15 protein-coding genes are annotated in these 15,163 nt (G+C 61.5%); 1 reads left to right on the top strand and 14 read right to left on the bottom strand.

Going from position 1 to position 15,163, the window contains the following annotated elements:
• Positions 1–13 precede the first annotated feature (13 nt).
• Together bioB and SKTS_RS01505 are read right to left on the bottom strand one after the other, a co-directional pair.
• The gene (bioB, locus tag SKTS_RS01510; protein ID WP_173059325.1) at positions 14–985 is read right to left on the bottom strand and encodes a biotin synthase BioB; all 972 of its coding nucleotides are present in this window, start codon (positions 983–985) and stop codon (positions 14–16) included.
• A complete protein-coding gene (locus SKTS_RS01505; RefSeq protein WP_173059321.1) occupies positions 978–1,367 on the bottom strand; it encodes a hypothetical protein in 390 nt (129 codons plus the stop codon). Before SKTS_RS01505 ends, bioB begins: the two co-directional genes overlap by 8 nt.
• 58 nt (positions 1,368–1,425) lie before the next feature.
• Here SKTS_RS01505 and SKTS_RS01500 point away from each other — a divergent pair, with 58 nt between their 5' ends.
• Positions 1,426–2,139 (top strand): ComF family protein, encoded by a 714-nt coding sequence (locus SKTS_RS01500; RefSeq protein ID WP_244617413.1) that lies wholly within the window; start codon positions 1,426–1,428, stop codon positions 2,137–2,139.
• Positions 2,140–2,210: 71 nt separating this feature from the next.
• Here the strand turns inward: SKTS_RS01500 and SKTS_RS01495 are convergent, their stop codons facing one another.
• The 12 genes from SKTS_RS01495 to SKTS_RS19090 all read right to left on the bottom strand — a co-directional run bounded on the left by SKTS_RS01495 (position 2,211) and on the right by SKTS_RS19090 (position 15,031).
• Positions 2,211–3,266, bottom strand: coding sequence for a tetratricopeptide repeat protein (locus tag SKTS_RS01495; RefSeq protein WP_173059318.1), 1,056 nt, complete (start codon positions 3,264–3,266; stop codon positions 2,211–2,213).
• Positions 3,267–3,276: 10 nt separating this feature from the next.
• Positions 3,277–4,107 carry an ExeA family protein gene (locus SKTS_RS01490; RefSeq protein WP_173059315.1) on the bottom strand — a complete coding sequence of 277 codons (831 nt, stop codon included), beginning with the start codon at positions 4,105–4,107 and terminating at the stop codon, positions 3,277–3,279.
• A gap of 27 nt (positions 4,108–4,134) precedes the next feature.
• Complete coding sequence (gene mshL / locus SKTS_RS01485) at positions 4,135–6,009, bottom strand: pilus (MSHA type) biogenesis protein MshL (protein ID WP_244617412.1); 1,875 nt, start codon at positions 6,007–6,009, stop codon at positions 4,135–4,137.
• Complete coding sequence (locus SKTS_RS01480) at positions 6,006–6,419, bottom strand: hypothetical protein (protein WP_173059312.1); 414 nt, start codon at positions 6,417–6,419, stop codon at positions 6,006–6,008. Before SKTS_RS01480 ends, mshL begins: the two co-directional genes overlap by 4 nt.
• Positions 6,404–7,108, bottom strand: a complete 705-nt coding sequence (locus SKTS_RS01475) for a type II secretion system protein GspM (protein ID WP_173059309.1) — start codon at positions 7,106–7,108, stop codon at positions 6,404–6,406. Before SKTS_RS01475 ends, SKTS_RS01480 begins: the two co-directional genes overlap by 16 nt.
• Complete coding sequence (locus SKTS_RS01470) at positions 7,105–7,743, bottom strand: fimbrial assembly protein (protein ID WP_173059306.1); 639 nt, start codon at positions 7,741–7,743, stop codon at positions 7,105–7,107. Before SKTS_RS01470 ends, SKTS_RS01475 begins: the two co-directional genes overlap by 4 nt.
• Entirely contained in the window at positions 7,740–8,681 is a 942-nt protein-coding gene (locus SKTS_RS01465) for a type IV pilus biogenesis protein PilM (protein WP_173059303.1), read from the bottom strand. Before SKTS_RS01465 ends, SKTS_RS01470 begins: the two co-directional genes overlap by 4 nt.
• Positions 8,682–8,744: 63 nt before the next feature.
• Entirely contained in the window at positions 8,745–12,575 is a 3,831-nt protein-coding gene (locus tag SKTS_RS18890) for a DUF6701 domain-containing protein (protein ID WP_244617411.1), read from the bottom strand.
• A gap of 47 nt (positions 12,576–12,622) precedes the next feature.
• Positions 12,623–13,138 (bottom strand): hypothetical protein, encoded by a 516-nt coding sequence (locus tag SKTS_RS01455; RefSeq protein WP_173059300.1) that lies wholly within the window; start codon positions 13,136–13,138, stop codon positions 12,623–12,625.
• Positions 13,119–13,976, bottom strand: a complete 858-nt coding sequence (locus tag SKTS_RS01450) for a type II secretion system protein (protein ID WP_244617492.1) — start codon at positions 13,974–13,976, stop codon at positions 13,119–13,121. The genes SKTS_RS01455 and SKTS_RS01450 overlap by 20 nt, the downstream gene beginning before the upstream one ends.
• Before the next feature lie 16 nt (positions 13,977–13,992).
• The gene (locus SKTS_RS01445; RefSeq protein WP_173059294.1) at positions 13,993–14,589 is read right to left on the bottom strand and encodes a type IV pilus modification PilV family protein; all 597 of its coding nucleotides are present in this window, start codon (positions 14,587–14,589) and stop codon (positions 13,993–13,995) included.
• The gene (locus tag SKTS_RS19090; protein WP_173059291.1) at positions 14,579–15,031 is read right to left on the bottom strand and encodes a pilus assembly FimT family protein; all 453 of its coding nucleotides are present in this window, start codon (positions 15,029–15,031) and stop codon (positions 14,579–14,581) included. Before SKTS_RS19090 ends, SKTS_RS01445 begins: the two co-directional genes overlap by 11 nt.
• Between the last annotated feature and the right edge of the window lie 132 nt (positions 15,032–15,163).

Below are 15,163 nucleotides of genomic sequence, written 5' to 3'. Positions count from 1 at the left end.
AGTAACGATCCGCTCACGCCGCCATGGCACGAATGCCGAGCTTGTCGAACAGGGCCTGGTCTGCGTCGGTATCGGGGTTGCCGGTGGTGAGCAGCTTCTCGCCGTAGAAAATGGAGTTCGCGCCGGCCAGGAAGCACAGCGCCTGCAGGCTTTCCGCCATCTCGCCTCGCCCCGCGGAAAGCCGCACCAGGCTGGAGGGCATGGTGATGCGCGCCACCGCGACGGTGCGCACGAACTCCAGCGGATCAAGTGTCTCCGCGTTCTTCAGCGGCGTGCCTTCGACCTGCACCAGCATGTTGATTGGCACCGACTCGGGGACCGGGTCGAGATTGGCCAGCTGGGCGATGAGCGCCGCGCGCTGGGTGCGCGATTCGCCCATGCCGACGATGCCGCCGCTGCACACCTTGATGCCGGCCTTGCGCACCCGGCCCAGGGTGTCGAGACGGTCCTGGTGCGTGTGTGTGGTGATCACCTGGCCGTAGAACTCGGGGGCGGTGTCCAGATTGTGGTTGTAGTAGTCGAGTCCGGCGTCCTTGAGCTGGGCCGCCTGCTCTTCCTTGAGCATGCCGAGGGTGACGCAGGTTTCCAGCCCCATCGCCTTGACCGCGCGCACCATTTCCAGCACCGACACCAGGTCCTTCTGCTGCGGGCCGCGCCAGGCGGCGCCCATGCAGAAACGGGTGGCGCCACTTTCCTTGGCCTTGGCGGCGGCGGAAACGACCTCGTCGAGCTTCAGCAGCGGTTCGCGTTCCACCGGCGTGTCGTGGTGCGCGGACTGCGAGCAGTAGCCGCAATCTTCGGAACAGCCGCCGGTCTTGATCGACAGCAACGTGCTGACCTGCACCTCGTTGGGGTCGAAATGCTCGCGATGCACCGTCTGCGCCTTGAAAATCAGGTCGCTGAAGGGCATGGCGAAAAGCGTCTCGATCTGCGCCACCGTCCAGGGTGAATTGGTAACCTGCTTAAGGGCTGTTGCGTTATTCATGTGTTTTCGCCTCGCTGATATCCATGTCCTGCCAATCTTCCCGCTGCACCCTGACCAAGTCGCGGAGTCCCAAAGGAATAACCACCAGTGCAATAATTCCCCACACTGCAACCAGCCCATGCCAGTTGCCGAACAGGCCGTAGATCGGCTGTCCAAAAACGACCATGGAGCCCGCCACGCCATAAAAACGATAGCCCGCGATGCGGTTGTAATGCACTACCCGAGGATTCGGATGATGGGCCACCGATGCGTAGACGAAAATCGACGCCGCGATCCAGATCATCAGCAGCGGCGGGATGGCGCTTGCCACCATGCTGGCGATGTTGAAAATCCGAGCGGAGAAGCGCTGGCTATTGGCGCTGAGGTGTTTTTTCTGTTCCATGTTTCAAGGGCTGCGCCAGTGATAAAATCGAGCGCAATCATTAAGGATTGCGCTGAAGTTGTCAAATTATAGCAGCACGATTTTAAACGGCTGCGCATATTTTAATCACATCATCCTGCCTCACGACTGCCTGCTATGCGGAGCACCGAGTGGCCGGGAGGCGCTTTGTCCGGCGTGCCACGCCGACCTGCCCTGGCACCGGACCCCGCAATGTCCGCGTTGCGCCCTACCCACCACAGGGGGAACGCTTTGCGGCCATTGCCTGCAGCAGACTCCGGCATTCGAGCGGACCCTGGCAGCGTTCACTTACGACTTTCCGCTCGACACCCTGATTCAGGCGCTCAAGTACGGGCACCAGCTCGCCGTCCTCGTGCCGCTCGCGACGGCGCTGGCACAGCAGGTATCTGCCGCCCCGCGCCCCGATGTCCTGATCGCCATGCCGCTGCACCCGTTGCGGCTCAGGGAGCGCGGCTTCAACCAGGCGCTGGAACTGGCGAAAATCGTGGCACGACGTCTGGATATCCCGCTCCTGACGCATGGCGCCGAACGCATTCGCGCCACCGTCCCACAAGTCGGTTTGCCGTTAAAGAAGCGCGCGGGCAATCTGCGCGGCGCATTTACCTGTTCGCTGGATTTGCAGGGCAAGCATGTGGCGATCCTGGATGATGTCATGACCACCGGCGCCAGTCTGCGTGAACTGGCGCTGACGCTGCGCCGACAAGGGGCGAGGGAAATCAGTGCGTGGGTAGTGGCAAGGACGGTGGGGAAATAGCTATCAGCTATCAGCTATCAGCAAGAGCAGAACCGGTTTAGCTGAAAGCTGATAGCTGATGGCTGACTGCTCTACTGCACCTGCCTCAAGCGTTGCTCGGCGAAAGCCTGCAGTTCCGGACTCAGCGAAGCGCTGGATTTGGCGCGGCGAAACGCGTCGGCCGCCTTGGCTGGCTGATTGTCAGCCTGGAGCGAGATGCCCAGCCCCAATAGCCACGGCCCCGCGCCCGGGTTCGAGCGCAGCGCGGCCTGGTATTGCTCGATGGCCTCCTTGTGGCGCTCGACCCGCTGCAGCAGCGCCGCCATGAAGCCATGGTACTCGGCATTTTCGCCGCTTGGCGGATTGCGCTGCAAGGTCGCCAGCGCCGCGGGGACATCGCCGCGCTCCACCTGCAATCTGGCCAGGGTCATGGCATACCCTGAATGGCCGGGCTGGAGTTCCAGCCCTTGCTGCAGCAACTGCTCCGCACGGCCAAGCTGCTTAGCCTCCACCAGCAGCGCCGCCAGCGCCTGCCTTGCCGCAGCATGACGCGGATCGAACTGCAGGGCCTGCCGCAGACTATCTTCCGCTTCGCCCATGCGTCCCTGCTGCAGGCTGGCGTAGGCCGTGCGGTAAGCGTTCTCGGCGCGCTGCTGGGGGCTGATCTGCTTGATTTCCTTGCTGATTTCTACCGGCTGCACGGGGTCCGCCACCTTCGCCGGTTTCGGTAAGTCAGCTGTCGTCCTGGGTGGATTCTCCGCAACTGCGGCGACGAGAGCCTTTCCCTCGACTGGAGGGCGAGGCGCCGGTACAGGACGACTAGCCGGCGCGTCGCTCACCGCCGGCAAGTGGCCAAGCTCTCCCGCCAGTTGCAGTACCTGCGGCATTTGTTCATGCGGCGGCAAGGACGGCGGCGCTGAAGGACGCGCAGTAACCGGCGCCGGAGGTGGCACAGGCATTTTCACCTCCTGTCGGCCGAGCATCCAATAGCCAAGCACGGCGATGACAACCACACCTGTTGCCAGCGCAATCCATCGCACCGTGTTATGCCGCCGCTGCCCCGCCACCGCGCGCACCTGCGCTGCCGACGTGCCGGCGTCGGCACGACGCTGCTCCAGTTCCTGCAGCATTTGATTGATTACGCTCATCGCTTTTTCCTTACCACCACCAACGGGTTTGCTTCGCGGCCGGCGTGTCCGCTATGGCCGCACGCACATGCTTTTTCTCGGCCTGCCCCCTGCCTTCGCCATAAGTCAGCAACAGCGCCTTGTGGGCGAGAATGTTCACCAGCCGTGGCACGCCGCCGCTGGCGCGGTGCAGCTGACTCAAGGCGGCCCGGCTGAACAGTTGCGCTCCGCGATTGCCCGCCATGGCAAGCCGGTGCGCGACGTAACTGTCAAGTTCGTCGCGCCTCAAGGCACCGAGCCGATAATGAAAAGTGATACGTTGCTTGAGCTGGCGGACCGACTCCTGATCCAGCTTGTCGTCCAGTTCCGGTTGGCCGAACAGCACGATCTGCAGCAATTTGCGCTTTTCCGTTTCCAGGTTGGTGAGCAGCCGCAATGCCTCCATGGTCTCCAGCGGCATGGCCTGGACCTCGTCGAGGCACAGCAGCACGCGCTTCCCATCGCGCGCAAAATTGAGCAGCCCCAAAGTCAGCGCCTTGAGTAAATGATGCTGGTCAATTCCGGGTGCCAAATGGATGCGCAGGTCCTCTGCCACGGCCAGCAGCAGCGTACGCGGTTCGAGATAGGGATTGGGGATATAGGCGGTCACGAAATCGCCGCCGAGGCTGGCCATGAACTTGCGGCACAGCAGCGTCTTTCCGGTACCCACTTCGCCGGTAATCTTGATGAAGCCTTCACCGGTGCGCGCCGCTACCAGGAGGGTATTGAGCGCTTCCTGGTAACTGCTGAAGGCGAAGAAAAAACTGGTATCGGGGGTGATACCGAAGGGAAGTTCGTGCAGGCCGAAGAATTCCTGATACATGTTAATGCTCGTTAACGAGCGCCACTATCACTGCTTTTCTGCTCCGACCCCAAAGACTTCAGCCTTGCCACCGTAGGAGAAACCGCGATTCATCTTCTGGATGCGGCGCTGGCTTTCCAGGATATCGCGTTGCCAGCTGTTGTCGTCCTGAATCACGGTGGGCTTGAGCAGGATCACCAGTTCGGTTTTGACCGAACTTTGATTCGTGTGGCGGAACAGTGCACCGAGGAAGGGCGCGTCACCCGCACCCGGCACCTGGGAGCGATCCTCGTTCATGGTTTGCTTCATCAGGCCGCCGATCGCCACGATCTGGCCGTCCTGGGCGCGCACGATGCTGTCGGTTTCCGATACGTTGCTGGAGGCCAGCGGCAAATTCATGGAGCCGGCCGTGCCGAGATCCACGGTCTTGTTGACGGTAGTCACCTTGCTCACAGTGGGGTGGATATGCAAAGTGATGTTGTTGTTTTCATCGATCTGTGGCGTCACGTCCAGGGCGATGCCGGAAAAGAAGGGCTGCAAGGTCACCGAAGGAGTGCTGGTGGTGGCAGTTCCGGTGGTGGTCGTGGTAGTCACGTTTGTCACGAAAAACTCGTCCACACCGACTTTCAACACCGCCTTCTGGTTGTTCAAGGTAGCGATACGCGGACTGGAAAGCACCTGCACATTACCCTGGGTTTCGAGGAACTGGATCAACGCGGCAAAATTGCTGGTCTGGAACGCAAGGCCGAACAAACCCGCGACATTAGTCGGGTTGGTCACGAGATTGGTGCCGGGCAATGCGCTCAACGATGGGTTCGTAAAGGTCCCCGCAACCGTATCAATCGCGGACGCGCCGGTAGCGAGAGAACCATTGGTCTGCAAGACCGTTCCGGGATTCGCGCTACCTGTGCTGAGACGCGTATTCGAGCCGGTGCGGAAGGCGCCCCAGTTAACGCCGGCCTGGTAGCCGTCGCTCAACGTCACCTCGATAATCTTGGCTTCCAGGATCACCTGGCGCTCCACCGAAATCTGCGAAGCGCTGAGGAATGCCGACACGTCGCGCAGTTGCGCCGGTTCGGCGCGCACCACCACCATGCCGGACTGCGGGCTCACGACCACGCTGCGCCCGCCGTCGCAACCCTCGACACCGCGGCCGGAGACAGTTTCCACATTTCGCTGGGCAGCCGCGCCACCCGTCATTCCGGCTGGAGAAGCCCCGCCGCCCATCGAACGCGTGGGCATTTTGCAGCCGACAACCGTGCGCACCGAGTCCTCCAGGTCCGCCCAGAAATCGTTGCGCGTGGTGGTATAGATCGAACTGCCATCCTGCGGCGATGATGTGCCGCCGCTGGTTGTCGAAGTCGTCCCGGTACTGGTGCTGGGCGCTGGCGCGCTACTGACGGAACCGGAATACACTCGCGTGTCCGAGGTACCGCTGCGGCGCCCGATCAGGTAATTGACCTTGTAAATCCGCGTCTGCATGGACAGCGGCTCGATGTAGATGCGGGTGCCCTCGACCTTGTAATCGTAGCCGTAAATTTCGCGGATCGCGTCGAGCGCTTCGAATACCGTGACATCCTTCAAGTGGACGGAGATGGTGCCGATCACGTCCGGGTGCACCAGCATGCTGTAGCGCGTGCCGTTCACGATGCCCATGAACACCTGCCCGGCGGGCGCGTTGCTGACCACCAGGTCGAAGCGCTGCTCGAGCGGCTTCCCGCCGGCCTTGGGCATCTCGACCTTGAGTGGGGGCAGCAGCGCGGCCCCTACGACGTCGGCCTGTGCCGGCTTGACCCGGTCCTGGCCAGCCTTGTTCATTTCGGCGCTGATCTGGTCGAAAGTCGTACCGTGCTTTGGCGGCGTTGCCGAACATCCGGCCAGAACAAGAATAACAAGTACCGCTAAATATGCATTGCGCATCATGGTGCCTTTTGCTCAGTGTGTCGTTTTGATTTGTGCTTGCTGCGCGCGGGATGCGGCTCCTGCTTTGGCTGGGCGGCACGCTTTTCCACGCCGGGGAAGAGCTTGAGCGTCTGCCGTCCTTCCGGCCCCAGCAGAACCACTTCGCTTTCGCTGATGCCAACCACCTTCGCCGTGCCGAAGCGTTCGCCTTCCGCCACCACTTGCCCGCTGATCACTGCCGTCCTGCGACCAGCGGCGATCTTGACCGATTGCAGCACGGGACCGGCATCCGGAGCAGCGTTGCCGCCCGCGGAAAACCCGGCCTCCTGCGCCGGACGCGTGGGATCGGGCAGGCCTTCTGCCACTGCCACTTGTATTGCCGCCCATCCCAGCGCGGCAGCGATAATCTTTTGAATCAGACGCTTAGCCATGTCTTGTCCATGCTCAGCGTATAGAGGGTAATCGTCAGGGTAATGCGCGGGTAGGCTTCAACCCGCATCTCGGCTTTGCCCCAGAACATCCGCCAGGGGAGTTTTTCCAGGGTATCCAGATATTGCGTCAACTCGGCATAGCTGCCGCTGACGGAAATTTCCACCCCATGCTTGTAAATGGCTGGGCCGCTTGCCTTGGGCGGTTCAACAGCCTTGCCCTGGGAAGCCTGGGTTGCTGCCGCTGGCGCGCTTTCAGCGATCTCCACCACATTGCTCACCGGCAGCGTCTTGAGCGACACCAGCTTCAAGCCGTGGTTTTGCGTCAGCACATCCTGCAGCAAGCGCGCCATCTTGTCCGGCGGGACCAGGCCTTGCTGCACGCTTTGCAAAGCGCCACGACTCTGCGCCAGCTTCTGTTCCAGCCCCGCCAGTTGAACGCGGGTGGACGCATCGGGGTCGATCTTCCCCCCGCTCATGGCTGCCTGAATCTGGCTGCGCAAGGTCTGCAACTGTTCCTGCTGCGTTGCGACTTCCTGCATGGCCGCTTTCTTTTTGGCCCGCATCGGCGTGAGCAGCAGGGTATCGAGCAGGCTCGCCACCACCACCAGCACCATGACGAAAATCAATGCCCGCTCGCGCTGGTTGCGTGCATCGAGTTTTGCAGCAAGGCGCTGCCATTGCTGTTTCACTTGGCACCCTCCGCCGTATTCGAATGCAGGTTGAATTCAAGATAATTCGGCGTCTGTGCCGGCTTATCCTTGGTAGCCGGCTCTTCCTTCGGCTGCTGAATCTCCAGCGCGGAGAAAACGCGCCCCTGGGTCACCGCCTCCTGATTCAGGCGCAGGATATAGGCAGGCACCAGTTCGGGCCGTAACGTGCGTCCGCCAATCGCCATGTCTTTTCCTGCGCCCTGGATACTGAATCCTGTCAGCCACAGCCCGCTCACAGTCTGACGCGCAAAGGCACGCATATAGCCGGAATATCCCTCGGTGTTCCCCAGGCTGCCGCCTTGCAGCACTTCCAGCACCGCCTCCTCGCCCTTGAGCTGCAGCTCCAGTTCGGTCACGCGCTTTTCCAGTACCTGGCTTTTGGCGCGTGGCGCATATTCCGCCGCCACTTTAAGCAGGTGGACGCGCTCCTGCTCGAGCTGGATAACGCCATCCCTGGCCTGCTTGTTCAACTGCTGCGTCTGGCGGAGTTGATAGGCATATACGCCGCCCATGACAACCAGCAAAACGGCCAGCGCCTGGAGCAGCATGAGCGCGGTAAAGAGTTCGCGCTTCTTGCGGAAATCGGGGTTGAACAGATTGATCTGCTGGCTCATTGCGCGCCTTCCTCAGTGCGCAATGCGGCACCCAAAGCGAGGAAACACTGCTGCCGCTGCACTGGCCCGACGCCGGAAACGGCGGAAAAGTCGAACACCTCGTCCAGGTTCATGGTGGACACCGGCAAATACAGGTTGGACGCCAGATACGCTTCCAGATTGACTTCGGGCGGCAAGGGCGCGAGCACCAGCTTGCTGATGGTAATGAAACTGAACTGGCGCTCGAAGCTGTCCATCGAACGCTGCAACTCCAGCGTAATGCGATCGAAATAGCGCTGGCGCTGCTCGCTGTCGGCCTGGATCAGTTGGGAAAGCGGGATTTCGATATGGCGCGAGGAATACAGCTCACCGCCGCGGGTAAAGGTCAGCAAGCCGCCATCCTCGGCGAACGACAGCAGGGCCAGGCCGCGCCCCGGTTCTTCCAGCAGGGCGGCGATGTTGCGCTGCGCCAGTTCGGGCACATCGATCACGGAAACCGGCAACTTCGCAGCAGCGAATGACTCAATGCGGTGGCGGATGATTTCATTGCGCGCAGCTACGGCGAACAGGGAGCGAGCGCGGGAAGGGGCATTTTTATCGGCGGGGATATCCAGCACATCGACCGTGGCATCGCTCACGGGAAAATCCAGCATGTCCTTCATGCGCCAGCGCACCGCTGTTTTCAGCTCTGCCGCGGGAACATTGGGCGCTTCGACAACCAGCATTTGATACTCGCCGGGATTCAGCATGAACGTACAGCGGTAGCGATTGAGATGGGTGTCTTTTCCAAGTCGATCCAGCACATGGACATCCGCTGAGTCGCCTTGCTGAATGGCGCAAAACGTAACCAGGGGTTTGCTGTCGGTGACCTGGCGCACATGAGCCAGGCATGTGCCCTCGGGCGTGAACTGAATAGCCATCCAGCCGGGTTCTTGTTTTTTCTTGGTGAAAAATGGCATAAATGGGCCGATCAGATAACCGGCTCGAAGTTAAACGAATAAGTCATTGTTGTCAATTGGTTTTCAATAGCCTTCGCGCAGATAAATCACGGGCCCGCTCTTGAACGTTCCGAAAGTTGCATCGGCGGAAGGATCCACATTGAAACCTGCGCCACCCTGCAGGTAGGGCAGGTTGGCAACGGCACCCGCTGCCGCGCAAGTGGTATCGCCCGACCCCGCTGCCGCATCGAGGTCCGCGCAAACTTTCACGCTGCCGCTGTTTCCGGCACCGGGTCGCGCAAGGCGCATGCTTGCGGCTCCCTGGCTGAACGTGACGATTGCCGCAGGCAGCAAGCTGGTTTCGCCCGCTGCCAGGCCGCGACGGTAATTGGACAGGCTGAAATTGGTCGCGGCGGCCGCGGTGTTGACCAGGAACGTGCTGGAATCCAGCGTATTCCTGGCAAAAGCGCCGCCGTTCGAGTTCCAGTTCCAGTACTGCACTTCCATCGGCAGCGACAGATCCAGCAGTTCCGAGCCGTAAGCGTTCGAGAAACGCATCCGGCCGAAGCGCATGTCGGCCACGCCCACCGCCACTACATCGGCCCCGGCAGCGGCATCCACATCGAGACTCTTCGCCGCGCCCTGCAGGCTGCTGCCATCGTTGGCGCTGAGGAGCGTGATGCCGTCGCCGTCCTTGGGCCAGATGCCGAGGGCGAAGGTACCGTTGGTGAAATTGAACGCGCCATCGGGTTTGCTGGCCCGTTTCAGGGTTACGTTCGTGGCCAGGGATGTCGCCCCTGCGGTCCAGATCACCGCACCGGTATTTGACGGGGATACGCGGGCAGCGCTCGCGGCATAGGGTGCTGTCGGCACGCTGGCAGGCAGTGCAGCGCAACCGCTGCTGTAGGCGGTAGTGACGCCGCTGAACAAGGCACGGCAACCGGCCAGCCCGTAAAGGTTGTTGACGACACCGGACAAGCCCCAGGAATTGTTGGCCGTGCCTGTCAGGCTGGAGTTGTCCAGTTTCGCCAGACCGGTGGAGGTGGCGTAGTTCTGGGTCTTGCCGCCGGCAGCGTTGCGCGCCTCCAGGGCAAGCACCAGTTGCAATGGCTCGTCCATGTAGGTGAAACCGAGGCGTTTGAATACCGGGGCAGCAGTGACGCCGATGCTGGCGGGCGTACTCAAGGTCAGCAAGTTGCCGGCTGCTGCCGTCACGCTGGCGAGCAGATCTTTGCCCCCGGTACCGGCACCGAACACCACGACCGCGTCCCCCACGACGAAATCGGTCATATCCGCAACCGTCAGCTGGGACATGCCGGCCACAACGGTGCCCGTCGTTTCGCGGGTCATCGCGTAGGCGGAAGCAATGTCGCTGCGCTGCCTGGTTTGCGCGGAAATGAGCGAAAAGTGATCGGGAACGAAGCGGCCGAATCCCGCGGTCGTGGTGGTCAAACCGAAACTGCAACCGAATTTTCCATAATTGGGGTTGGTGCTGAAGCTGCCGCTGGTATCCCGTGTGTTACGGTAGCTGTCCAGAATGCAGTCTCCCTTGCTGCTGACGCTGTCCACACCGGTCCAGGTGGCCGCCCGGAAGGCATCGCACTGCGCCGGCGTCACGGGTGTCGCGCATTCGCTCGCCGTGGCCACGCCATCGAAAACGCCGCGCGGCGAGGTGACATCAGTGGCCGGGTTGTAGCCGGGCAGCAGGAAGGCGCCCACTTCGCTGTAGGTGAAGTTGCCCGTGGCAACGGAGGATGGCGTGCCGGGGGTGGCCGCCGGGAAAGTACCCGCGACTGTGCCGGCCACTGTGGCTGGGGAAATCGCCTGAATTGTCGAGTTATTGACCTTCAGAACGCCGGTGTAACCGCTGGGGTTGCCGGCGATGCCGGTTGTAGTTGCGGTCAGCGAAAAACTGTCGCTTCCTGCCTTGAAAATCGGGAGACCGCTGGTTCCGGCGTTGGTCGCGTTGGCCGAAGTTACCGGCGTGATGCCCAGCGGACGCACCGAAAACGCATCGGTCGAACAGGCGGTGACGGTTCCGTCGCTGATGATGGCGGCCAGGTTCTTGTAAGCCGTATTGAGCGTAAAGTCGCCCGACTGTTGCTGCCCCAGATAAGCGGAAGTGAAAGTGAGCGTCTGACTGCCGCCAGTGACCGCCGTCTTGCTGGTGCAGGCGGCACTGCAGTAGTTGGGCTGGGTACTGTCGAGAACGCATGCGCCGTCGCTGTTGTCCACCAGCTTGACGGTCACCGATTTGCTGCCGGAGACCACATAGGCCGTCTGTATCTGGTTGTTGGCAAGCGCGGCCACGTTAAGCTTGAAGGGCGTCCCGACCACTTTCATATAAATGTGGCCGTTCAGGTAGTTCTGCACCGGAACGCGCGGAGACACAGAAGCGTTGCCATAGGCCTCGTCGATGGCATTGAATCCGCTGGCCGTGCCGCCAGAAGGCGGCCAGATGGTCGAGGCGCAGATGCGCAGGCTGCCGATCTCGTGGATGTTTGTTGAGCCGCCGGTGGAGCCGGTGAAAGATATCTGCCAGTTGCTCGGGACCGGCGCCTGTGTGAACCCCTGGGCCGTAGCGGCGGCATACACGTTTGGAATGCTGATCAACGAGGCATAGCCGGCGCCGGTATCGCGGTTGACGGCAACCGCCGTGCTGGCGGGTTCATTGCGGGCATCGACAACCACCTGATAGTAATAACCCAGCGAAGGTGTGCTGGAGGTATTGTTATCTATCTGCGGGTTCAGGGTGGCGGTGCCGCCAAGCCAGTTGTAGCCGAGCATGCCCGAGCCCGAGCCGCGCATTCCCACCGAATCCACCCTAAACCCCGGCCCGCCGATACGCCCCTCGGTTGGATTCTGGTAGTTGCCATATTCATCCAGCGCGACGCCAATCCATCCCCCGGCAAACCCAACAATCCCTGTTTTCTGCGCATAACCCAGCGAACCGCCGTAAGCGCCTGGCACGGCCGGCACGGAATAATCTGACAGGGTCACGGCGATCCCGTCGGCCCCGCTGCCGTTGTAGGCATATTGCTGAAACTCGACCGAGATATAGTTGCCGGCCGCCGGGAAAATACCCGGCACGGTGGCCGCCTTGGCGTTGTTGCCGGTATTGTTGGTCAGGCGCAGATAGCCGGAGTTCACGATGCTTGGCAGGATGCCGGTGCTATCGCTGGTGGACACGATCCAGTTGGCGCCGAATATGGTGGAAGGATTGAGGCTGGCGCGACCGAAGGTGTCGCACACGCAGGTCAGGCTGAGCCCGGCCGGGGTATTGGGAGGCGGAGTACAGGAAAAAGGCGCGGCCGGCGGCGTATAGGTGACCGTTATCTCGATATGATCCACGCTGGCGGTACGCGCCCCTCCCGTGGACCCTGGCTTTGCCGCAGCCATAGCCGCGCCAAAGTTGGCGTTATTAATATCGGCAACCGTCCAACTCCCCCCCCATAAATCGGCCGCGCCACCGTGGGCCTCGTAAGCCGAGGTAGTCGGGTACGCGGTGGTGGTTGAGCGATCGGTTGACTGAATGGTGCCGGCCCTGACCAGCCGCATGGCCGCATCCTGAATACCTGAATTGGTAGCCATGCGCTCGACATTGACGGTCACGCCATTGATCGTCGCGCCTGCCGGGATGGTAAATCCATAGCCTGTACACTGCAGATAATTGCTGACCTGAGAATCATTAAGCGACACGGTCGCGTAGCTGGTGTCGTTGGCCAGCGCATTGCCCGGGCTGCCCCAGGCCAGCGACCCTGTTCCTGTTACGTTCGAGCACGTAGTCGGGCTCATCGTCTGCGTCGCCGCGCTGGCCTGCCCGCTCCAGATCAGCGCCAAACACAGCACCTGCCAGCGAAAACAACGAGGGATACGCCTCCCGGTCAGACCGTGATTCCTGGCAAATTCAAACATCCCGACTCTCCACATAACAAGCGATGTTCCCGTTCAGACGCATATGCTCAGCACTCATACGGCGCCGGCGCGTCGGGATTGCGGCATTTGCTGACCGAGGTATTGATTACCCGTGTCACCGCATAACTCCCGGCACCACCGGTAGCAGTCGAAGTGAGCTGATAGACCACCACATTCATGCTCCCTTCGGTATGGTCGGAACGCACACAGGCCACTGTCACGGCGAACCCAGCCAGATTCGTGCCGGCGAAGCCTGCCACCGGGAATGGCCCCGCCGGGCAGGCCGGGAAGTTCGGCCAGGCCGGGTTTGTGGGGGCCACCACGGAAGCGCCTGCCGGATCGAGCACCTGGAAGGCGGCCCATTCGATGCCTGCGCGCGCCGCCTGATAGGCGCGGGAACCCTGGATGTCGGTCGTCGCCGTAGTGTGCTGCACCGAGGAAAAAGTCAGCATGAATGCGCCCAGCGCCGCCAGGACAACCAGCAGAAAAATCGCCGATACCATGGTGAAGCCCTGTTGCCTGGACACCGGCACTGCTGCGCCCTCAGGGGATATTGTTGACATGCACTTCATAATACAGGCTCACCGTTTCGTTGCTCTGGGTCAGTTGCAGGTTGATGCCCACCAGGGCGTAGCGTTCCGAGGTGCCGGCCTGGTAAGTAAAACCGCAGCTGCTGACATTCTGTGCCAGCAAGGCGTTGTTTCCACCTACAGGCGGCACTGCCTGCACGGCAGCCAACGGGTAGCCCCAGTAGCGCCGCAGCGTGCCGGTACCGTTGCCGCCGGGGTCCAGGCCAGCGCCAGCGCAGACGTAGCTCACCGGCCCGGATACGATCTGGAAACGCCTGCCCGGCGAGCCGCCCGGCGGGGTGAAAACGGTGGCGGCAAACGACACGGCGTCCTGAGTGCCGCCATCCGCAGCACCCGTGATGAACGGTGCGTTATGACCACAATAAGCGCTGGGGTTGGTGGCTGCCGCACAGTCACCGCCTTCGTTGTTGTACTGGTTGTAGATCACCAGGCGGTCGGCTCCGGCAGCAATTGCAGTGGCAGGGACGAGGTCGCCGAACGTGGTGATACCGGTACAACCGGTGGTAAAGCAGTTGCCGCTATCGGCCGCATCCGCATCGTAGCGGCCGCCGGCGGTGGTTTGCAGAAACTCGATCGCCGTCACGCCAGCCCCGTGCGGACGCATGCTGTTGGGCAGGGAGAGGCGCACGTCGCGCCCGATGCGTCGCAGCGCAGTGTCGGCGGCGTCCGTCAGCCCGGCGCGACGTGCAGAATCGAAGTAGGCATCCACCGGTGTTTTGATGAACACCGCCACCATAGAGGCAACGATGCCGGTGATCACGATCACCATCACCGCTTCGACGAGAGTGAACCCGCTCTGGAATTTCGCCATTTTCGTCAAGATTTCGTCATCCGGCGGCATTCGGGGCGTAGCGGAAGCGGTAGCCCGTCAATGTGATATCGGTGTTGCCCGGCCCGGTCACCCGCACATCGATTCGCAGCGCATCATCAGCCGCAAGGCCGAAAGCCGCGCCAGCCGCGGTGATGGCCACGTTGGCGCTGTATGCGCCGAGCCCCGGCAGCACGGTGGCGTTGGCGTCGATGCCGCGAATGCCGACCATGGAAAAGCCGTTGTAATCGTTGACATTGTCGAATGGCGAATCGCCACCGTTGATATCCTGATAACGGCTCTCGGCATGGAGCTGATTGACGCCGAAAGCCGCCTCCGGACCCATCCCCTCTGGCATGGCGGCGCAGCCGGCAGCGCTGGTGGCGGTAGTCGCATTGTCGTCGTTGGGGTCGCACCAGGTGATCGGCTGCAACTCGATTTCCTCCAGCAGCGATTCGGCGATGGACACCGCCTGCTTCTGGATGATTGGATCGGCGCTATGCAATACAGTCACGTTCATCACGGACAGGATGCCCGCCACCCCGACCGAGACGATGACGATAAATATCACCAGCTCGATCAGGGAGATGCCAACCTGAAACGCTCTAGTGGACATAACCGGTCTCGCGTTCCACGGTAACAGTGCGTGTCATGCCGTCGCCCACGATGCCAAACGATACGGCAGCATCGGGATTGGGTTTACCCAAGGCGGAAAACGAGAACGAAGTCGATGCTGACAGCGTCACACCGGTAGGGGCGGTTTTGCTGAATTTTTTCCCGTCGGCCGGATTGGCAACTCCCCCGAGGTTGGTGCAGCCGGCGTCGGCCACATAAGTCAGGCAAATGGTATTACTCGCCGCATCAGCATTAAAAAATACATCCGTATGTTGAGCAATCGCCACCTTCTGGCCGTAGCGCGCCATAGACAGCGCCTGATCGTAGAAACCGCGCGCATCAAACGACTGCCGGTCAAAAAAACGCGGGAGCGCCGCCATGGCCAGCACCCCGACAATGATCAGGATAACAACCAGTTCAATCAGGGTGAACCCCTCGGCCACAACACTTGAGGACAAACCGCCAGCGCATCTCGGCAAGGAGCACGGCCCACGCATCAGATGATTTGTCTCAAACCTCATTCCGCCCCTTGCCCGTCTAGGCACTCAAGTACTCGCGACGAATGTCACTGGTTG

It is taken from the genome of Sulfurimicrobium lacus, from assembly GCF_011764585.1.
GTDB lineage: Bacteria > Pseudomonadota > Gammaproteobacteria > Burkholderiales > Sulfuricellaceae > Sulfurimicrobium > Sulfurimicrobium lacus.
Note: the sequence above shows the minus strand (reverse complement) of the source record. Positions and strands in the feature narration are given on the sequence as shown.